We start from the raw sequence: 19,532 nt of genomic DNA, 5'->3' as shown, positions 1-19,532 counted from the left end.
GAATCACTTCTCGTACAGACGTGCCCAGTTCTCTCGACTCGTGAGTTCGGGCATCGCAGCACGGTACTTCGTCGACACGGCAGGTGCTTCCTTCTGGAATCGACGCAGTAGCTTCACCGTTCGAATCAAGAGAGCACGCGCCGTGGCCTTGTCTCGCTGCCGGATACGTACCCCCGACTGCGAAGCATCGGTGACGACTACATGGTCGAACTGCGAGATGTGCCACCAGTGCGCATCCTCGCGCGGAATATTGACCAAACCGCCACGGGTGCGCCCCAGCCACTGATTCAACCCACGTTTGGCCAGAATCACTCGCATCAGGCTCGGCTCACCACCGGCACGCTCGGTGTGGAGTTCGTTCGAGGCGATCGGGGCGGTAGCCGCATCGTGTTTGATCGTCTCGGCATACTGCGCTCGGCCGGCACGGACGCTTGCCATGGCCTCGATGCCGCCGTCCCGCAACGCTTCCGGACCGTCGAGATAGTCCTCGATGCCCTTCAACGTCGTGAAGGCAAGGCCGTATTGCATTCCGACGAGGAATTCGGAGATCTGGCGGAAGAACTGACGTGAAAGTCCCTTGGTGTCGAGATCGCTGTGCAAAGACCCGACGACGAGGGAGTTACGCGTACTGAAGTAGCGGGCCCAGTCGTCGAAGTCCTTCCAATAGAAATCGGCATGCCACACAGCGGCGTTGGGCAACGTGACGGTGACAAACCCTGCTTTCCGGGCCCTGATTCCGTACTCCACGTCATCCCACTGAAAGAAGATCGGAACGGGCAACCCGATGGCTTCGACAACTTCGGCGGGGATCAGGCACGTCCACCAGGCGTTGTATCCCGCATCGACTCGACGCTCTTGACGCTTCTTGAGCATGCTCGTGTTGATGAGAGCCTTGGGCACTCGTTGCCCGTGATGGAGAGTCTTCAGATCTACGTCTTCGGCACCGACATTGAGGAAATCGGGATTGAGCAGATACATCATCTGCGCACCCACCAATGTCGGTTCCACCGTCATATTCGCAAAAGCGTTGAGGCGCAACACTGTTTCTGGTTCACAGAGAATATCGTCGTCCATCAGGATGACGTCGGCGAGATCTGCCCCCTCGGATGTAGCCTCGAAAAGCCCACGTGAAAAACCGCCCGCTCCGCCGAGATTCGGCTGCTGCAGATATTTCAGCTTCTCACCGAGCTTGTCTGCCGCCTCGACGAAGCGCGCCCGATCTTTCACCAGGTCGTTGCCCTGGTCGACGACATACACGGAGCTGACGAGGTCACGCACGGTGGCATCGGAAGCGAGTGCAGCAACTGTCTCGGCACAATCGTCGGCCCGATTGAAGGTGCAGATCGCCACCGAGACCGGGCGCACCGTCTCCGGAGCCGCCACGGTCCATTCCAAGTGGTCGATCGTCATCGGAGCGTCGAGAGAATCCACCTCGAGCCAGAGGGCGCCGCCGTCGACGAACTTGTCCAACGGTGAGGTCAACGCGACCTGCGAGGACCCCGATCCGTCGCGGGTCTCGAGGATACGGCGATGCCCGGCGATATCCGAAGCAACCATCCGGACGCGGAACCGACCCTCGCTCTCGATCCGCAGCGAAGCCTCGACCTCAGTGACAGTCGTCCACCGCTGCCAGTAGCTGGCAGCGAAACGCCCGAAATAGGTGTTGGTGCTGATACGTGCGCCCTTGTCCAGGGCAACTCGGTGCCGGGTCCGCTCACCGGAGCCCTTCCGGAACTCGACGTACAGGTCGTCGTTGACTATCGGCGACATCCCGACGAACACGCCGCGCTGGACCACCAAACGGTGAGCCTTGACCTGCCCGTTCTCCGGCACCCCCACCTTTACCTGCTCGGGCATATGACTCCTACCGTGACTCTTGAAAAGCTGTACCTGTCACTCGCAGGGTATCCGAGGTGGAATTACCCCCGAAACTCGAAAACACGGCCTCGGCTACTGTCTCTGGTGCATCCACCCGTGCGACCTGGAGATCCCTTGACACTCGAACTACCCGCTCCCACCCGTCGGGAACGCTGGAGCTGGGGCGCTGTGGTCCCAGCAGTCGTGTGCCTCGCATTCTTCGCGATCGTCACGGTGGACCCTCGCTACTTCTACGTCGACGACACCGAATCCGGTGCTGTCGGCAACTGGGTTCAGCTAGGCCATCTGATGAGAGAGGGTCAATTCCCGTCTCTGGTCCTGGATCAGTGGATGGCGGGAAACTATCCGGTCGAAGGCCAGGGCGGGCTGTGGAACCCGGTACAGATCTTCATCAACTACATCGCACCGTCGGTCGACGATCTCGCTCTGCTCGCCACGCTGGTCAAGTTGGCATTCGCGATCATCCTCGGGTGGGGCGTCTATCGAGTCTGCCTCGAATACGGAGCTCGCCCCTACTGGGCGGCCGTCGCCGGAAGCGCAGTTCCCTTTGCCGGTTTCACTCTGTATTTCGAGTACCCGTCGTGGGTTACGTCGGTGATCGGAATGGCATGGGTGGTGCAGGCGTGGGCCAGCGGAATTCGCTATGCCCGCGGCCGGTCGGGGCCGATACCTGTGTTCGTCTTCCTCTACCTCGCGATCAGCGTCGGCTACGTCCATGCGGCATTGATGGCCGGAGTGACCGTCGGGGCACTGATGGTGGGCGAATACATCCGCAGTCCGCAATGGCGGACAACGGTGAAGCTCGGTCTTGTCGGCATCGCGGCCGCCGCCTGCGGAGCCATCACATTTCTGCCCGGGCTGCTCTCCTCTGCCGTCACCTGGCGCACCGGCGAAGAAGGCACGTTCAACGACAACTTCCTGACCGCACCGTGGTCCGAAACACTCACAGCGAGCATTCCGTCGTCGGTTTCGAGCATCGAGTCCTGGACAGGTGAGACCACCTACGCACCGATCACGTACATCGCATGGTTCGCGATACCGGCACTGGCTTTCATCGGCTGGCGGAAAGCACAAAGGTCGCTGCGAGAGTTGGTAACCCCGCTACTGCTGCTGGCTTTCATTCTGCTGTTCACCGCGGGTCCCAGCGACATCGGCCAGATTCGGTGGCCGGCACGGCTACTTCCTTTCGTCGCGGTGTTCTCCCTGGTGTTGCTCGGGGTGCTGCTGAGCCGATTCGGGACTTTGGACAAGCTGCGATCACGCGTCACCGCTGCAGCGTTGATCGTGTTCGTCTTGATGATTCGCGCCAGTTCCTCGGGTCCGCAGTACTTCATCCGACATCTCACCTGGGCTGTCGTGATCATCGCTGTCGGAGCACTCGCCATCTATCTCGGTCGTAGATACGGCGCCCCGGCGATCGCGGGTCTACTGATTCTCACCATCGCTCCGGTGACTCTGTATCAAGTGATCGCGTACCCGCAGGCACTGAACAAGTGGTACCTGCCGACCAGCCAATCCGAAGCCAAGGCGAACTTTCCGGATTTCCCGGGCACGAACCTTCAGCTCGGTAATCGCGCACTGATCCGAATCGATGCCGAAACAACAGAACTTCCGTGGACTTCGCAGGTGTACGGAAACTACGCCAAGGTCCTCGATCTCGACTACGTGAACGCGTACACCCCTGTCGGCCACGCCGACTTCGCTTCGCTGCTGTGTATGGGATTCGACGGGTCGACGTGCGACGACGCCTACCGAAACGTGTTCAGGCCGGATGAATACACCGGTCGAACCAGCGCAGACCTGATGCTGCTCGACCGCGTCGTCCTTCAGCGCAAGCAGTACCCGGGCGCTGACAACGAACCCGCCCCACCCGGGTGGCACTGGGCAGAAGTGCCCGAGGTCGCCCAGGACCAGATCTACGTCCTCGAACGCGACGCCGGCCCGATCTCCGGTCAACCGGGCCGTGTGTCGGCAACTGTCAATGCCGACGCACAGTCCGAGTACATGAGCGTCAAGAACGAGCGTGTACGAGTCAGCTCACCGGGCGGTGGCAGCGTGGTCTTCGCACGGTTGGCATGGCCGGGCTACACCGCGACCCTCGACGGCGAACCCATCCCGACCAAGGGCCTCGGCGGAACGTACCTCTACGTCGATCTGCCGCCTGGCACCGACAACGCCGAACTGGTGATCAACTTCCGTTCCCCAGGACAAAGGATCGGCTATGTCGGTATGGGCTTCGGACTCGTTATCCTTGCCGGCCTCTCCGTGATCTACTACCGCGACAGGCGTCAGAGCCGGGACGGGACCTCCGCGATCACCACAGACTCGTTGTAGATGAACGGCTTTCCCATCCACCGCGGAAACGGGAACGACAGCGAGCGCCTGACTACAAGACCATTGTCCGCACAGATCTTTTCGAGGTCGACGCCGTCGAGGAAGACGGTATGCGTGGGATCGCTGGCGAAGCCACGTTCCTGAGGGCAGATCAGCATGACGGTCGCACCTGGTTCCAGGAATGGAAGGTACTCGGCGACGATGCCGGAAGCTTCTCCCGCCGGCAGGTGCTCGAGGAGATGCGCCATCAGCATTCCGTCGAAGGTTCGCTGATCGCTTTCGGAGTGAAATTCCGCCGAAGAGTACGCCTCGAACCCGACCGATCGACAGAACTCCACCGAATGTTCATTGTGGTCCACCCCGACACTGCCAGGGGGAAGATTTCGCAGATTTCGGCCGATCCCGCAGCCGACGTCGAGCACCTTCCGGCCGCCGAGGAAACGTCGGATATTCCATTGATACGGCGCTTGCACGTTCAGAATGCGCTTCCATTTGGCGCCTTGAAGCTCACGCAACCGAGCCGTGTACTCGGTGTCGGTGGTATCACCGCTACCCGTATCGGCTCTCCCCGGAAGGCCTGTGTTCTCGCGATTGTTCTCGCGTCGATCGTTGGTGTGATCTTCGAACTCGGCCACTGGAGACTCACTTTCGTCGAGTGATCCGGATCATAACTTCACGATTCGCCGACATGTACGCCCCCACGCCGAGAAGCCGACCCCCGGCGACGTATACACTCCCCGCCTGTGAAGACCGATGGCACACCCGAGTCGGTGCAACCGCACCGAATTTCCGTCGTCGTGCCGGTTTACCAGGGCGAACACACTCTCAATGCACTCATCGACGAGATACTTCCCCTGACGAAAACCCAGACCACTCCCGGTGGGCGGCCGTTGGTCGTCGAAGAAGTCCTTCTCGTCTTCGACCACGGTCCGGACGGATCAGCTGCGGTCATCCGTGAACTCGCGAGACAACATGACTTCATCCGACCCATTTGGCTCTCGCGCAACTTCGGCCAACATCCGGCAACACTGGCGGGAATGGCGTCGAGTGGTGGCGAATGGGTTGTCACCATGGATGAAGACGGCCAGCACGACCCTGCCGACATCGGTGGACTCCTCGACACTGCACTGGATCAACAGGCCACCCTCGTCTACGCGCAGCCCGTGAACGCGGCACCCCACGGTGCGCTACGCAACGCGGCGTCGAAGTCGTCGAAATGGCTGACCACCAAAATTCTCTCGTCCGAGAACTCCGTGAAGTATCAGAGTTTCCGACTGGTCCTCGGAGAGGTCGGACGGTCGGTCGCCGCATACGCCGGATCCGAGGCGTACCTCGACGTGGCTCTGGGCTGGATCGCGGGAGAGGTCACCACCAGCCCGGTTCAACTGCGTGAGGAACGCGGACGCGCATCCGGATATCACCTCAGAAGCTTGCTGTCGCATTTCTGGCGAATGGTTCTCTCCAGCGGCACCAAGGGCCTGCGAATGGTCAGCTTGATCGGCTTCCTGTTCGCTGTCGGCGGTCTCGTCATCGTCCTCTACGTGTTGGCGTCGTACGTGTTCTTCGACGCCGGCGTCGAGGTACGAGGATGGGCGTCGACGATGATCGTGATGCTGTTCGGTTTCGGGGCAGTGCTCTTCTCGTTGGGTGTGATCGCCGAATACATCGGTGTCGCAGTCAAGACGGCAATGGGAAAGCCGCCGTACCTCATCGTCAGCGACCCCGCGTCAGGCCCGTTGGGGCGCCGGAACGCCACCGAGCCACCCGCGTAACAATGAATGTCCCCACGTGGGTAGTCGGCAGCGGCGGCCTCCTCGGCAGCTCCGTAGCCCGCGAACTCGAGCGCCGTGGGGCCGACATCCGCACCAGCCGCGTCCCGTGGGGCGAACCCGCTCTGGCCAGGGAAATCCTCTTTGCCGATGCCAGAAAACTGGTTACGGACACAGCCGGCGGCCCGTGGCGAATGGCGTGGTGCGCCGGTGCAGGTGTGAACGGTACGAGCAGTGACGAGTTCGCTCGCGAGAACCAACTCATGAAGGACGTTCTCGACGAGCTGGGGACGGCGGACGCAGGCGTCGGGACCGTCTTCCACGCTTCGTCTGCCGGCGGCGTCTACGCCGGAGCTCCCGGAGCACCGCACACCGAAACAAGCGCGACCAATCCACTGGCCGATTACGGGCGAGCAAAGCTCGATGCCGAATCGATCGTTCGCGAATTCGGCTCCAGAAGCGGAACCCGCACTGTCATAGGAAGATTCGCAAATCTCTACGGCCCGGGTCAGAATCTGGCGAAACCCCAAGGCCTGATTTCGCACCTCTGCCGAGGCTATCTGCTGTCGATGCCCATTTCGATCTACGTTCCCATGGACACGCTTCGGGACTACGTCTACGTCTCCGACGCGGCCGAAATGGTGGTCGACAGCTTCACCCGAGCGGAAGCGTCGCAGGAACCGACGGTCACCAAGATCTACGCGTCCGGACGCAGCGTCACCATCGGGGCGATCCTCGGCGCGTGCCACACCGTCTTCAGAAAACGCCCCAACGTTGTGCTCGCCAGTTCTCCACTCGCTTCGGCGCAAGCCCGAGACCTACGGCTGCGGTCGATCGTGTGGACCGATCTGGACCAGCGCACACATCGCCCGTTGCCTGCCGGGATAGCGTCGACCCTCGACTCCATCCGCCGCAATCTGGCTGCACGCTAGGAAGTGGTCTTCTCGCCGGCTGCCACGTATGCCTGCTCGGTCGCGTCCTTCTGCGGACGCCACCACTGTTCGTTGTCGCGGTACCAGTCGATCGTCGCTTCCAGACCACTGCGGAAGTCCTCGTAGCGCGGGGACCAGCCAAGTTCTTTCCGGAGCAGACTCGAGTCGATCGCGTACCTCACGTCGTGGCCCGGGCGGTCGGTGACAAAATCGAACTCGTCGGCGCCACGGCCCAATATCTGCAGAATCGACTCCATGACAGTTCGGTTGTTCATCTCACCATCAGCGCCGATCAAGTAGGTCTGACCGATCCGGCCACCGTCGATGATCGCCCAGACCGCGCTGTTGTGGTCGTCGACATGAATCCAGTCACGGACGTTCAAACCGTCGCCGTACAACTTGGGACGCAATCCGGCGAGAACATTGGTGATCTGCCGTGGGATGAACTTCTCGACATGTTGATAAGGGCCGTAATTGTTCGAGCAGTTCGACAGGGTGGCCCGGACGCCGAACGAACGGGTCCACGCGCGCACCAACATGTCGCTCGATGCCTTCGTCGACGAGTAGGGGCTCGACGGGTTGTACGCGGTCGACTCCGTGAAACGGTCCGGATCGCCCAGTTCGAGGTCTCCGTACACCTCGTCGGTGGAAATGTGGTGATACCTGACGTCGTGCTTGCGCACAGCCTGCAGGAGCGTGAAGGTTCCCACGATGTTGGTCTGCACGAACGGCCACGGATCAGCGAGCGAATTGTCGTTGTGCGACTCGGCAGCAAAATGAACGACCACGTCGGCAGCGCCCACCAGTTGGTCGACGAGAACTGCGTCGGTGATGTCGCCGTGAACAAACGTGATGCGGTCGGCTATCGAATCGAGCGAAGACTTGTTGCCCGCGTAGGTCAGCGCATCGAGCACCGTGACCTCGGAGTCGGGGCGCTCTGCCACCGTCTGATGCACGAAATTGGCGCCGATGAAGCCTGCACCGCCAGTCACGAGAACTCTCACGTTTGCGCCTCCACGATCACCGAATCGAACCGATCTATCTACCGGCCACGCACGATACCGTGCGCCCGAGATTTGTTTCTCCAGCGAACACTGGAACACTTCGAGGCATGCGCGGAATCATTCTGGCGGGCGGCACGGGGTCGAGGTTGCACCCCATCACGCTCGGCGTGAGCAAACAGCTGGTCCCCGTCTACGACAAACCGATGATCTATTACCCACTCAGCACCCTGATGCTGGCCGGGATTCGCGACATCATGATCATCACCACAGAAGACGACGCACCGCAGTTCCAGCGGTTGCTCGGCGACGGCTCGCAGTTCGGCGTCGACCTGACCTACCAGATCCAGCACGAGCCGAATGGTCTCGCACAAGCCTTCGTACTCGGAGCCGGCCACATCGGTTCGGAATCCGCGGCCCTGGTCCTCGGCGACAACATCTTCTACGGCCCAGGTCTGGGCAGTAAGCTCACGCGTTTCGAGAACATCGACGGTGGCGCCGTATTCGCGTACTGGGTTTCGGACCCCACGGCTTACGGAGTCATCGAGTTCGACCGCGAAGGCAAAGCCGTCTCGCTCGAGGAGAAGCCGGCGAACCCGCGCTCCAACTATTCGGTGCCTGGCCTCTATTTCTACGACAACGACGTTGTCGCCATCGCCAAGGACCTCGAACCATCGGCACGCGGCGAATACGAGATCACCGACGTCAACCGTGCGTACCTCGAAGCTGGCCGCCTCCAGGTCGAAGTACTTCCTCGCGGCACCGCGTGGCTCGACACCGGAACTTTCGATTCGCTTCTCGACGCATCGAACTACGTGCGCACGATCGAGGAGCGTCAGGGACTCAAGATCGGCGCGCCCGAAGAAGTTGCGTGGCGGCACGGATTCATCACCGACGACGAGCTACGCATTCGTGCTGAGAAGCTCCTCAAATCCGGATACGGAAAATACCTTCTCGAACTTCTCGACCGCGGCAAGGACTGGTGACATGGCAGATACTCACGTGATGAGCCAGTATCGCGAACTGAAAGTGCCAGGGGCCTGGGAATTCACACCCAAACAGTTCGGCGACGACCGTGGAGTCTTCCTCGAATGGTTCCGTGAACCCGGATTCTCCGAGATCACCGGCCGCACCCTCGACCTTCAGCAGGCCAATTGCTCGGTCTCGGCTGCCGGCGTCCTACGAGGCATCCATTTTGCCGACGTCCCTCCCGGACAGGCCAAGTACGTTACGTGTGTCAAAGGCGCGATACTCGACATCGCCGTCGACCTCCGCGTGGGATCGCCGACCTTCGGCCAGTGGGATTCGGTCCTTCTCGACGACGTCGACCGCAGAGCGATCTTTCTGTCCGAAGGGCTTGGGCATGCCTTCCTGTCCCTCGAGGACAACTCGACAGTGGTTTACCTGTGCTCGACGGGATACGCCCCCGAGCGTGAGCACGAAGTTCACCCCCTCGATCCCGACATAGCGATCGACTGGCCCACCGTGGGTCGCAGCGGTGAGCCCCTGAACATCACGCTCTCCGCGAAGGACACAGCGGCACCGTCGCTTCAAGATGCCGTGTCGGCAGGGCTGCTGCCCACGTTCGGCGAAGGCTGATGGCTTCACCGGATTCGACTGCAACACCCCCCGCCGGAATGACCGGCAGGCCGGGTCCGTTGATGCGCGTCGTCAAGAATCAGGCCCTTGCCTTTCTGCTCGTCGGTGGCGTCAACACGGCGCTCGGAACCGCCTGGTTCATTGCCTGGCAGATCGCGCTCGGCGATCAATTCGGCTACCACTTCGCGATCGTTGCCGGGTACGTCTGCAACCTGCTGTGCGCTTTTGCGATGTACCGCTACCTGGTCTTCGAAGTTCGCGGCCACTTCCTCCGTGACTTCTGGCGATTCGTCGTCGTCAATTTCGGCGCCTTCGTGATCAACCTCGCGCTGATGACCGTCGCGGTCTCGGTCCTGCACTTTCCTCCCATCCCGTCACAACTCGTCATCACTGCGGTAACCGCAACAGCAAGCTTCTTCGGTTACCGCGATTTCTCGTTCAGTCGAAACAAGAGAACAGGCAACTCATGACTCCGCGTGTTTCCGTCGTCGTCCCGGCTTACAACAATGCCGACTACATTGCCGAGACGATCGACTCGATCCTGAATCAGAGCTACCAGGACTTCGAACTGATCATCTCGGATCATTCGTCGACCGACGACACCGTCAAGGTCCTGGCGCGATACGCCGACGATCCGCGGATCGAGATCCTGTCGACCGAGGCCGGCGGCGGAGCGAAGCGAAACTGGGACCGGGTCAGCGAAGCTGCGAACGGAGAGCTCCTGAAACTGGTGTGCGGTGACGACACCATCTACCCCGAGTGCCTGGCGGAACAGGTCGCGGCTTTCGACGAGCACCCCTCGGTGGTACTCGTGGCCTCGCAACGCAAACTGGTCGATGCAAACGGAAAGACCATCCTCTCCGCGCGCGGACTTGCAGGGCTGAAGGGACTGGTCACCGGGCGCGACGCGGCCCGAAAGACGGTAACGGCGGGAGCGAACATCTTCGGCGAGCCCGGATGTGTACTCATGAAGCGATCCGCCTTGAAGGCCATCGGATGGTGGGACGACACCAACCCGTACGTCATCGACGAAGCCACGTACACCGCCGTCGCACTCCAAGGGGACGTCTATGCGATCGCCAAACCCCTCGCGTCCTTCCGCGTCAACGCCGGACAGTGGAGTGTGCGTCTGGCCAAGGATCAGGCACGCCAGGCAGCGGCATTCCACAAAGATCTCCGGGAATCGGATCCGACTCTCGTCTCCGCAATGGACGTCCGAATCGGCGACGCACGCGCACTCGCCACTTCGTTCATGCGTCGCGGCGTCTACATGCTGTTGCGCCATCGCATGTCTTGATCGTTGCCGGTTGGGTAATCTTCACCTTTCACGACTCGATGGCATGACACCGGCGGGACGGACGGCTGGATGACCAAACGTGCGAGCAGACGCGGCCTGTGGACGGCCGTCGTTCTCGCAGCCGGCCTCGGTGGTCTCGCGCTGGTCGCACCGCCCCTGACTCCGGGAACGATCGAGTCCGCACCGGTCACCGTCATCACGACCACCCCACCATCGCCGGTTGTTCCGCTCACCCCGGAGGAGCTCTCGGCCCGAGTGGTCCCCACCATCGTCACCATCACGGCGCCGGCCGGATTCACCACCACTGCTGGGACCGGGATCGTGCTCTCCCCTGACGGAGTGGTGCTCACGAATCACCACGTCATCAGCGGAGCCTCGGACGTCACCGCCGTCAGCATGTCCAACGGGCTGATCTACGACGCCGAGATCCTCGGGTACGACAGCGTCAGCGATCTTGCCGTCCTTCGACTCGCGGGCGCTGACGATCTGCCGGTGGCTGTGGTCGGCAAATCAGCAGAAGCCGCTCGCGGGGACTCCGTCACCGCAATCGGAAATGCGGAAGGCGGCGGAGTACCCGTCCCGGCTCCCGGCGTCATCACCAACCTCGGTGTCACCGTCAACACCCGCAACGTGTCCGACGGATCGCGAAACCAGTTGAAGGGCCTCATCGAGGTCGACGCGGACATCCGGCCTGGCGATTCCGGTGGTCCCCTGGTCAACGCCGTTGGCGAGCTGATCGGCGTCAGCAGCGCGGGCAACGCCGTCACCGACCGCACCGAAACCTCACCGGCGCCTCAGTCCTACGCGATACCGATCGACACCGCACTACCGATCGTCGAGCAGGTACTCGGTGGCCGCTCCTCCGAGACCGTGCGTGTGGGACCGACACCCGTACTCGGTGTCGCGGTGAAGGATCACGCGGACATGCCGGCCGGCGCCGAAGTTGTTGCCGTGAGCTTCGATTCGCCGGCCGAGCGGGTGGGGCTGACCAAAGGTGCGGTCATCACCGAGTTCGGTGGCAGCCGGATCGCGTCGTCCGCTGATCTCAACGCGGCGATGAGCTCGCGCCGCCCCGGCGACACCGTCGCGGTGACGTGGGTGGACGCAACGGGGCAACCCGGGACCGGTTCCCTGGTCCTCGACGAGGGGCCACCTCGCTAGTCGTACAGGGCGCCAGCCGTGAAAGCATCGTGGCATGACCACGGTTCTCCTGCTCACCTGTGACGGCGCCGCCCGCGAGGCGGATGTCGAAAGCAAACTCGTCATGGAAGCTCTCACCTCCTACGGCATCGCGTCGACGATGGCGCCGTGGTCGAGCCCGTCCCTCCTCGATATCGACGCCGACCTGGTTCTGATCCGGTCGACCTGGGACTACACCCAGCGCCTCGACGAATTTCTTGCCGTTCTCGATCAGCTGACCGCTCCGATCGCCAATCCACTCTCGATCGTGAAGTGGAACGCACACAAGGGATACCTCACCGAACTTGCCGCGGCCGGCGTACCTATCGTCCCAACCGCTGTGATCGCTGCCGGACAGAGCGAAACACTCACCCTCCCTTCGTTCGAGGGTGCCGACGTCATCGTCAAGCCGGCAGTGTCCGCCGGCGCTGTCGGAGTGGGAAAGTTTGCCTCGGGGTCCGCGCAGGCCCACGCTCACCTCAGCTCGATCCTCGACGGCGGTAACGACGCGTTGGTCCAGCCATTCGTCTCGGACGTCGTCGACGGTGAGCGCTCGATCATCCACATCGGCGGACGCTACTCGCACGCTGTCCGGAAGATCCCGGCCGCCAACGACTTCCGCGTGCAGGAATTCCACGGCGGAACCAACCACCTTCACGAACCGTCCGCCGCCGAACTCGCGGTGGCCGACGCAGCACTGGCCGCGACCCCCTGCGGCCCCGGCGAATTGCTTTATGCGCGTGTGGACGTCGTGGGTCCGGTGGATCAGCCACTGCTCATGGAAGTGGAACTGATCGAGCCCGAACTCTTTCTGCCATTCGCCCCTGGATCTGCCGACGCCCTCGCACGGGCAGTTGTCGCGTCACTGCGCACGTGACGCCTGGGGCGGGACCGCATCCAGCCTGGTGCGAATGAACCTGGCAACGTCACGTAGCGCTGCCCGGCTCTCCGGCAGGCCAGGCCAGACGGCGGGAAACGCGTGAACCTGGCCGTTCCAGATCTGCAGCGAGCACGGCACCCCCGCGGCGGCGAGCCGTTGCGCCATCACCTCCGAATCGACTCTGAGCACCTCGGATTCGGCGGCGATCAGCAACGACGGCGGCAGCGCGGCCAGATCGCCGTCGACGGGTGAGTTCGTCTGTCCGCCAAGCTTTCCGATCGCCATCAATGCCGACACCGGGGCGATCACGTCGCGTCGAGCGTTGGCATGGACCGATTTGGTGGTGCAATCGAGATCGAGGAGCGGTGAGAGCCCGACCAGACCGGCCGGAACCTCGAGCCCCGCGGAAACAGCTGCAAGTGCCGTCGCGAAAACCAGGAAGCCTCCGGCCGAATCGCCAACGAAGACAACCTTTTCCGGCAAGGCTCCCTGTTCGAGGAGCCACCGGTATGCATCGAGACAGTCGTCGACGGACCCGCTGATGCTCGTGCTCGGCAACTGTCGATATGCGATGTGCAGGACCGGAAGGCCGGTTCGCTTGGCGATGCTTGCAACGACCGGCCGATGCGTGTTGAGCCCGCAGCACATGAACCCGCCGCCGTGCAGGTAGAGAACAACACCGTCGCGCAGATCAGCCGTCGAGCCTGCCGTCCGCACGAGTTCACCGTCGAAACCTGGAAAGCGAATCGCTTCCCGATCGATCCCGGACGGAATGCGTACACCCGCGGCCGAGTCCAGCACTGCGGCGCGACGCATGGCGCCAGGCGTCAGCGGCGCGATCCCGACCACGGGCCGAAGCATCCATCGACACGCGTTGTAGAGGACCTGCGATTCGATACTCGGCCTGCCGTATCGAGTTCCGGTCCTTCGACTGACTGTCGGCAACAGAGACATCTGTCCAGATTAGAAGCGATCAGGCACCGAAGAGGTCGACTTCGTCGAGATCGTCGACGATCGTGACCTTTCGTTTCCGCCCGCCGATGACCTTGCCCAGACCGCGCAGTCCACCGGACTGAGCTTTCGGGGCGGGTTCGATGCGCTGCGGCGCAACTCTCGTCCGCGCTGCGCGCTGAACAGGCTTGGGGGCGGGGGCTGCTGCAGGTGCCGCGGGTTCGGGAACCTCGGCTGGAACCACCGCTTCCGGCTCCACGAAGCCCTGAGCAACCGGGGCCTCGGGCGCGACCTCAGCGGCTTCCTCGACCTCCGCCACCTGCTCCGCCTGCACCGGTCCGTCGATCACCGGGATGTCCGACGCCCAGCGGACCCGATACTCCAGACCGCGCGACGCCAGTTCACGCGCGAGATCGCCGTGCCAGACCCCGTCTTCGCCGTCGCCGTATGCCCGTGCGTCGGAGCTCACCCAGATGACGTCGACGCCCGGGTTGCGGTCGGCGAGATCGAGCACGGTCAGCCAGTTCAGCGTCGCCGGATATCCGTCTCGCTTCTTCTTGTCGGTATAGGGCCGACGCAGCGAGATCGCCCTCTCGGCCACCTCGACATGCGACACGTCGACTGGATCGACCACTTCGACGCCGATCGCCACGAGGTCTTCGATCACGTCGTCGACGTAGCCGTCGGCCTTGTCGTGAGCAGCGTCGACGAACCTCGTAAGGTCGCGCCGCAATCCCAGTCGGTCGTACATGCGCGCCTGGACGCTCAGGGCCGCGATCATCTCCGCCGATTCCTCGCGGTAGCGACTCGCAACCTCGAGGACGACCAATCGCGGCACGACGACGCGGTGTCCGAGTGCGCGAGCGTCGGCGATGGCAGTGTCGAACCGTACACCCCTGGTCAGGGCCGAAGAATCGAGAACGATGATCATGCGCTCGATTCTCTCTCGAGAAACCGGACGAATGCGCTAATCCACCCCGAACCGTTACTTGATCTTGAAGATCACTGCCCGCTGAACGATGAAGTTGATGACCGTCGCGGTGCCCTGCGCGATGACGAAGGCCAGCGGCATGCGCCACCACTCGTCGGCGAGCACATGCACCATCAGCGCGTTGAGCCCGACCTGAACCGCAAAAGTGACCGCGTACAGCACGACAACAGCGATGAAGCGGGCGCGAGAAGGCTCGGCCTTGAACGTCCACCGCCGGTTGATCAGATACGCCGTCGTAGTGCCGGCGATAAAGCTGATCGACTTGGCCACGCTCAGATCGAGGCCGACGACCTTGAACAGGAATGCGTACAGCCCGTAGTCCACGACCGCCGACAGCCCACCCGTCGCGACGAACCGGACGATCTGCGTTTTCAGGTCCAACGCGTCGTCGGCGATGTCCGTCGTGACAGGAATCTCGACGGGCAGCGGGACGTGGGGTTCGTGCTGGTGACTTGCAGGTGTTTCGGGCACGACGACGAGAGTAACCACTCGAGTCGGAGCCGTCGGCACTACTCCCAGGTAACCTCTACCTTGATGTCCACGACAGCAGAAGAGACGCCGCAGCCGGCTCTCCACACCCAAGCCCGCACCCTCACCGGTTGGGGACGCACCGCCGCCACCACTGCACAGGTGCTGTCCACCCCCGACGTGGAAGTGATCGCCAACGCGGTCGCCCAGGTTGCGGAACAGAACGATTCCAAGCCCTCGCATCTGCGACGCGGTGTCATCGCGCGTGGCCTCGGCCGCTCGTACGGTGACCCGGCGCAGAACGCCGGCGGGCTGGTCATCGACATGAATGCACTCAGCCGCATTCACCGCATCGATCGCGACACCGCTCTGGTGGACGTCGACGCCGGCGTGAATCTGGATCAGCTGATGAAGGCTGCTCTGCCGTTCGGCCTGTGGGTTCCGGTCCTGCCGGGTACTCGTCAGGTCACGATCGGCGGCGCCATCGGCTCGGATATCCACGGCAAGAACCACCACAGCGCGGGCAGCTTCGGCAACCACGTCGTGTCGTTGGATCTGCTGACGGCCGACGGCAAGGTTCGCACGCTCACCCCCAAGGGCGGGCGCAACGACCCGAAGGCCGCACTGTTCTGGGCCACGATCGGCGGCATGGGCCTGACGGGCATCATCTTGCGGGCAACCATCAAGATGACACCGACCGAGACGGCGTACTTCATCGCCGACGGCGACGTCACCAACAGCCTCGACGAGACCATTGCGCTGCACAGTGACGGCAGTGAGGCCAACTACGAGTATTCGAGCGCGTGGTTCGACGCGATTTCCGCGCCCCCGAAGCTCGGCCGTGCGGCAGTCTCGCGCGGATCTCTGGCGAAGCTCGACCAGCTTCCGGCCAAGCTGCAGAAGAACCCGCTCGCCTTCGACGCACCGCAGTTGTTGACGTTCCCCGACGTCTTCCCCAACGGGCTGGCCAACAAGTTCAACTTCACCGCGATCGGTGAGGTCTGGTTCCGCAAGTCCGGCAAGTACCGCGGCAAGGTCCAAAATCTGACGCAGTTCTACCACCCGCTCGACATGTTCGGTGAGTGGAACCGGGCGTACGGATCCAACGGATTCCTGCAGTACCAGTTCGTGGTTCCGCCGGAGGCCGTCGACGAATTCAAGAAGATCATCGTCGACATCCAGCGCAGCGGGCACTACTCGTTCCTCAACGTGTTCAAGCTCTTCGGCGAAGGCAATCAGGCGCCGCTGAGCTTCCCGATCCCGGGCTGGAACATCTGCGTCGACTTCCGCATCAAGCCGGGCCTGAACGAGTTCGTCACCGAACTCGACAAGCGTGTCCTCGAATTCGGCGGACGCCTGTACACGGCCAAGGACTCGCGGACGTCCGCAGAAACCTTCCACGCCATGTACCCGCGTATCGACGAGTGGATCGCGACGCGCCGCAAGTACGACCCCACAGGCGTTTTCGCCTCCGATATGTCCAGAAGGCTGGAACTGTGATCAACGCTGTAGGTAACCCGCAAACCGTTTTGCTTCTCGGTGGAACCTCCGAGATCGGCCTCGCCATCTGTGAGGAGTACCTGAAGAAGGCGCCGCTCCGCGTCGTTCTGGCGGCACTCCCCGGCGATCCGGGACGCGAAGCTGCGGTCAAGCAGCTCGAAGCGAAGGGTGCCACCTCGGTGGAGCTCATCGACTTCGACGCCGTTGATTTCGAGTCGCATCCGAAGGTGATCGACCAGGCGTTCTCGAACGGTGACGTCGATGTCGCCATCGTCGCCTTCGCACTGGACGGTGACTCCGAAGAGCTGTGGCAGAACCAGCGCAAGGCCGTTCTGGTGGCAAACGTCAACTACACCGCTTCCGTCTCGGTCGGTGTTCTTCTCGGCGAGAAGATGAAGGCTCAGGGCTTCGGCAAGATCATCGCGATGTCGTCGGTTGCCGGCGAGCGCGTCAAGCGTGCCAACTTCGTCTACGGCTCCACCAAGGCGGGCCTCGACGGTTTCTACCTCGGACTCGGCGAGGCTCTCGCGGAATTCGGACCGCAGGTCACCGTCGTTCGCCCCGGCATGGTGCGCACGCAGTTCAGTGCCCACGTCAAGGAAGCTCCGCTGACGGTCAACAAGGACATCGTCGCGAAGCTCGCTGTTGCCGCCTCGGACAAGGGCAAGGAAATCGTCTGGACTCCCGGCCCGTGGCGCTTCGTCATGATGGGTCTTCGCCACGTGCCGCGCCCGATCTTCCGGAAGTTGCCGGTTTAAGCTCCTCCCGTGCCAGAAACAACAACTGCTCCGAGTACAGACCTTTCGACCCCGTCGCCGTGGCGTAATGCCGCGGCGACGGTGGTGGAAATGGCCCTCGGAGCGCTGGTCGCCGCTGTTGTAGCCGCTGTCGGGCTCTTTGCTTTCGGCCGAGTGCAGTGGCCGGCGTTCACCTCTTCCAATGTCACGCAGGCAGTCACGACGGTGCTGCAGGTGCTCTGCATCGCAGTGGTCGGTGTTGCGGTTCTGATGTTCCGCGCCCGCAAGGCCGAGCGGGTCGCAAAACTCCTCTCGTGGGCCGGGCTCTCCGGCTTCGTCACCACGACGCTCGGACTTCCCCTGGCCGCGACGAGTCTGTATCTGCACGGCGTCTCGGTCGATCAGCAGTTCCGGACCGAGTACCTGACCCGGCTGACGGATTCTGCTGCGCTGCAGGACATGACGTACGTGGATCTGCCGCCGTTCTACCCGGCCGGCTGGTTCTGGATCGGTGGACGCGTCGCGAACCTGCTGGGAATGGACGGCTGGGAAGCCTTCAAGCCCTACGCGATCGGCTCGTTGGCTGTCGTCGCCGTCGTTGCACTCGTGTTGTGGACCAAGCTGATTCGACGCGATTGGGCCGTCGTCGCGGCATTGGCCGTCACTGCCGTCGTGTTGGCGTACAACTCCCCCGAGGCGTACGGCGCCGTCATCAACCTCCTGATCCCGCCGGTGCTGATCCTCGCGTGGGGCGCATTGGACCGGCCGGGGGCATCTCGATTTGCCGGAGCCGGCGCAATACTCGGGACGGGCCTGTTCCTCGGTCTCGCCGCAACGGTCTACACGCTCTATCTCGGATTCGCCGCGTTCGCAGTGACTCTGATGGCCTTGGTTGCCGCAGTACTTGCCGCACGCGCCCAGAACACGTGGAAAGCCGCACTGGGACCCCTCGTCAGGCTCGCCGTGATCGCGGTGATCTCCGGCCTGGTGGCTCTGACCGTCTGGACGCCGTACCTGCTGAAGGCACTCTCCGGTGCCACCGCAGAGTCCGGCACCGCAATGCACTACCTCCCCGATTCCGGTGCGGTACTGCCCTTCCCGATGCTGAGCTTCACCCTTGTCGGTGGACTGTGCCTACTCGGCACGATCTGGCTGATTTCGCGGTTCCTGTTCTCCCGCCGCGCCCGAGCACTCGGTATCGGTGTCATTGCCGTGTACCTGTGGGCACTGCTGTCCATGACGTTCACCGTTGCCGGCAGTACGCTCCTCGGCTTCCGACTGGAGCCGGTCCTGATCGGACTCCTTGCCGCCGCCGGTGTGTTCGGTTTCTTCGAGTTCGCCGGTTGGATCGTGCTGGCCACCAGCGAAAATCCTCGCGTCAAAGCGGTACTGGTTGCACTCGGCGTCATCGGAGCCATCGCTTTCGCGCAGAACATCCCGCAGGTGCTGGCGCCGGATATCGCTGTGGCATACAGCGATACCGACGGTAACGGCGAGCGCGGCGACAAGCGGCCCCCGGGTGCCGAAGCCAATTACGCCGACATCGACCGGATCATTCGCGAGCAGTTGGGACGCGAACCCCATGACACGGTGGTCCTCACTGCCGACATCGGCTTCCTGAGCTTCTACCCGTACTTCGGCTTTCAAGGACTGACGTCGCACTACGCGAACCCGCTCGCCGATTTCCGTGCGCGCGCTGCGCTGATCGAGCAGTGGTCGGAGCTGAAGACGCCTGACGAACTGGTAGCTGCGCTGGACTCGGCGCCGTGGCGCAGCCCCGACGCCTTCGTCTTCCGCCAGGGCGCAGACGGGTACACGCTGCGCTTGGCAGAGGACGTCTACCCCAACGACCCGAACGTCCGCCGCTACACGGTCACGTTCCCCAAGGAACTGTTCGACGATCCTCGTTTCACCGTGACCGAGCAGGGGCCGTTTGTGGTCGTTACCCGCTCTGACGCAATCTAACCAGGAGATACGTCACAAAAGGCTTACCGTCGGGGTCGTTGACGCGACCCC

General features: G+C 62.7%; 18 protein-coding genes. 12 read left to right on the top strand and 6 right to left on the bottom strand.

What is annotated here, in order from left to right:
• Positions 1-3 precede the first annotated feature (3 nt).
• Positions 4-1,857 (bottom strand): glycosyltransferase, encoded by a 1,854-nt coding sequence (locus tag A0W34_RS01360; protein WP_064073582.1) that lies wholly within the window; start codon positions 1,855-1,857, stop codon positions 4-6.
• Between the two features lie 135 nt (positions 1,858-1,992).
• Between A0W34_RS01360 and A0W34_RS01355 the strand changes: the two genes are divergently transcribed.
• Complete coding sequence (locus tag A0W34_RS01355) at positions 1,993-4,212, top strand: hypothetical protein (protein ID WP_081558737.1); 2,220 nt, start codon at positions 1,993-1,995, stop codon at positions 4,210-4,212.
• Here A0W34_RS01355 and A0W34_RS01350 read toward each other — a convergent pair.
• Positions 4,167-4,847: a class I SAM-dependent methyltransferase gene (locus A0W34_RS01350; RefSeq protein ID WP_081557214.1), complete on the bottom strand. Its 681-nt coding sequence runs from the start codon at positions 4,845-4,847 to the stop codon at positions 4,167-4,169. The two genes, A0W34_RS01355 and A0W34_RS01350, sit on opposite strands and share 46 nt — an antisense overlap.
• Positions 4,848-4,955: 108 nt before the next feature.
• Here A0W34_RS01350 and A0W34_RS01345 point away from each other — a divergent pair, with 108 nt between their 5' ends.
• Together A0W34_RS01345 and A0W34_RS01340 are read left to right on the top strand one after the other, a co-directional pair.
• Positions 4,956-5,984 (top strand): glycosyltransferase, encoded by a 1,029-nt coding sequence (locus tag A0W34_RS01345; protein WP_223257872.1) that lies wholly within the window; start codon positions 4,956-4,958, stop codon positions 5,982-5,984.
• Positions 5,985-5,986: 2 nt separating this feature from the next.
• Positions 5,987-6,913 (top strand): NAD-dependent epimerase/dehydratase family protein, encoded by a 927-nt coding sequence (locus A0W34_RS01340; protein WP_050655613.1) that lies wholly within the window; start codon positions 5,987-5,989, stop codon positions 6,911-6,913.
• On the opposite strand, the gene rfbB is transcribed toward A0W34_RS01340, so the two are convergent.
• A complete protein-coding gene (gene rfbB / locus A0W34_RS01335; protein ID WP_054188651.1) occupies positions 6,910-7,917 on the bottom strand; it encodes a dTDP-glucose 4,6-dehydratase in 1,008 nt (335 codons plus the stop codon). The genes A0W34_RS01340 and rfbB overlap by 4 nt on opposite strands.
• Before the next feature lie 107 nt (positions 7,918-8,024).
• Between rfbB and rfbA the strand changes: the two genes are divergently transcribed.
• From rfbA to A0W34_RS01305, 6 genes are all read left to right on the top strand, one after another.
• The gene (rfbA, locus tag A0W34_RS01330; RefSeq protein ID WP_020905793.1) at positions 8,025-8,900 is read left to right on the top strand and encodes a glucose-1-phosphate thymidylyltransferase RfbA; all 876 of its coding nucleotides are present in this window, start codon (positions 8,025-8,027) and stop codon (positions 8,898-8,900) included.
• A gap of 1 nt (position 8,901) precedes the next feature.
• Positions 8,902-9,513, top strand: a complete 612-nt coding sequence (locus A0W34_RS01325) for a dTDP-4-dehydrorhamnose 3,5-epimerase family protein (RefSeq protein WP_223257871.1) — start codon at positions 8,902-8,904, stop codon at positions 9,511-9,513.
• On the top strand, positions 9,513-9,983 hold the full coding sequence (locus tag A0W34_RS01320; protein WP_020905791.1) for a GtrA family protein: 471 nt from the start codon (positions 9,513-9,515) through the stop codon (positions 9,981-9,983). The genes A0W34_RS01325 and A0W34_RS01320 overlap by 1 nt, the downstream gene beginning before the upstream one ends.
• On the top strand, positions 9,980-10,810 hold the full coding sequence (locus A0W34_RS01315; protein ID WP_050655616.1) for a glycosyltransferase family 2 protein: 831 nt from the start codon (positions 9,980-9,982) through the stop codon (positions 10,808-10,810). Before A0W34_RS01320 ends, A0W34_RS01315 begins: the two co-directional genes overlap by 4 nt.
• Positions 10,811-10,879: 69 nt before the next feature.
• Positions 10,880-11,971 (top strand): S1C family serine protease, encoded by a 1,092-nt coding sequence (locus tag A0W34_RS01310; RefSeq protein WP_081557213.1) that lies wholly within the window; start codon positions 10,880-10,882, stop codon positions 11,969-11,971.
• Between the two features lie 34 nt (positions 11,972-12,005).
• A complete protein-coding gene (locus A0W34_RS01305) occupies positions 12,006-12,866 on the top strand; it encodes an ATP-grasp domain-containing protein (protein ID WP_081557212.1) in 861 nt (286 codons plus the stop codon).
• On the opposite strand, the gene A0W34_RS01300 is transcribed toward A0W34_RS01305, so the two are convergent.
• The 3 genes from A0W34_RS01300 to A0W34_RS01290 are packed head-to-tail and all read right to left on the bottom strand — an operon-like array spanning position 12,852 to position 15,282.
• Positions 12,852-13,823, bottom strand: coding sequence for an alpha/beta hydrolase (locus A0W34_RS01300; RefSeq protein ID WP_050655618.1), 972 nt, complete (start codon positions 13,821-13,823; stop codon positions 12,852-12,854). The two genes, A0W34_RS01305 and A0W34_RS01300, sit on opposite strands and share 15 nt — an antisense overlap.
• Positions 13,824-13,842: 19 nt before the next feature.
• Positions 13,843-14,751: a PIN domain-containing protein gene (locus tag A0W34_RS01295; RefSeq protein WP_081557211.1), complete on the bottom strand. Its 909-nt coding sequence runs from the start codon at positions 14,749-14,751 to the stop codon at positions 13,843-13,845.
• 54 nt (positions 14,752-14,805) lie between these two features.
• Complete coding sequence (locus tag A0W34_RS01290) at positions 14,806-15,282, bottom strand: GtrA family protein (protein WP_073513418.1); 477 nt, start codon at positions 15,280-15,282, stop codon at positions 14,806-14,808.
• Positions 15,283-15,345: 63 nt separating this feature from the next.
• Between A0W34_RS01290 and A0W34_RS01285 the strand changes: the two genes are divergently transcribed.
• The 3 genes from A0W34_RS01285 (at position 15,346) to A0W34_RS01275 (ending at position 19,481) form a co-directional block, all read left to right on the top strand.
• Positions 15,346-16,779, top strand: a complete 1,434-nt coding sequence (locus A0W34_RS01285; RefSeq protein ID WP_003943934.1) for an FAD-binding oxidoreductase — start codon at positions 15,346-15,348, stop codon at positions 16,777-16,779.
• Positions 16,776-17,537 (top strand): decaprenylphospho-beta-D-erythro-pentofuranosid-2-ulose 2-reductase, encoded by a 762-nt coding sequence (locus A0W34_RS01280; protein ID WP_007731800.1) that lies wholly within the window; start codon positions 16,776-16,778, stop codon positions 17,535-17,537. Before A0W34_RS01285 ends, A0W34_RS01280 begins: the two co-directional genes overlap by 4 nt.
• Positions 17,538-17,627: 90 nt before the next feature.
• Positions 17,628-19,481 carry a galactan 5-O-arabinofuranosyltransferase gene (locus A0W34_RS01275; RefSeq protein ID WP_081558736.1) on the top strand — a complete coding sequence of 618 codons (1,854 nt, stop codon included), beginning with the start codon at positions 17,628-17,630 and terminating at the stop codon, positions 19,479-19,481.
• Positions 19,482-19,532 lie beyond the last annotated feature (51 nt).

The sequence above is a fragment of the Rhodococcus sp. BH4 genome (assembly GCF_002079265.1).
In the GTDB taxonomy this organism is placed as follows: domain Bacteria; phylum Actinomycetota; class Actinomycetes; order Mycobacteriales; family Mycobacteriaceae; genus Rhodococcus_F; species Rhodococcus_F qingshengii.
Note: the sequence above shows the minus strand (reverse complement) of the source record. Positions and strands in the feature narration are given on the sequence as shown.

Excerpts from the sequence above, each read along its gene's own strand:
- A0W34_RS01320 (WP_020905791.1), top strand. The coding sequence starts at position 9,513 with ATGGCTTCACCGGATTCGACTGCAACACCCCCCGCCGGAATGACCGGC.
- rfbA (WP_020905793.1), top strand. The coding sequence starts at position 8,025 with ATGCGCGGAATCATTCTGGCGGGCGGCACGGGGTCGAGGTTGCACCCC.
- A0W34_RS01305 (WP_081557212.1), top strand. The coding sequence starts at position 12,006 with ATGACCACGGTTCTCCTGCTCACCTGTGACGGCGCCGCCCGCGAGGCG.
- A0W34_RS01315 (WP_050655616.1), top strand. The coding sequence starts at position 9,980 with ATGACTCCGCGTGTTTCCGTCGTCGTCCCGGCTTACAACAATGCCGAC.
- A0W34_RS01275 (WP_081558736.1), top strand. The coding sequence starts at position 17,628 with ATGGCCCTCGGAGCGCTGGTCGCCGCTGTTGTAGCCGCTGTCGGGCTC.
- A0W34_RS01295 (WP_081557211.1), bottom strand. The coding sequence starts at position 14,751 with ATGATCATCGTTCTCGATTCTTCGGCCCTGACCAGGGGTGTACGGTTC.
- A0W34_RS01325 (WP_223257871.1), top strand. The coding sequence starts at position 8,902 with ATGGCAGATACTCACGTGATGAGCCAGTATCGCGAACTGAAAGTGCCA.
- A0W34_RS01300 (WP_050655618.1), bottom strand. The coding sequence starts at position 13,823 with ATGTCTCTGTTGCCGACAGTCAGTCGAAGGACCGGAACTCGATACGGC.
- A0W34_RS01285 (WP_003943934.1), top strand. The coding sequence starts at position 15,346 with ATGTCCACGACAGCAGAAGAGACGCCGCAGCCGGCTCTCCACACCCAA.
- A0W34_RS01360 (WP_064073582.1), bottom strand. The coding sequence starts at position 1,857 with ATGCCCGAGCAGGTAAAGGTGGGGGTGCCGGAGAACGGGCAGGTCAAG.
- A0W34_RS01340 (WP_050655613.1), top strand. The coding sequence starts at position 5,987 with ATGAATGTCCCCACGTGGGTAGTCGGCAGCGGCGGCCTCCTCGGCAGC.
- A0W34_RS01310 (WP_081557213.1), top strand. The coding sequence starts at position 10,880 with ATGACCAAACGTGCGAGCAGACGCGGCCTGTGGACGGCCGTCGTTCTC.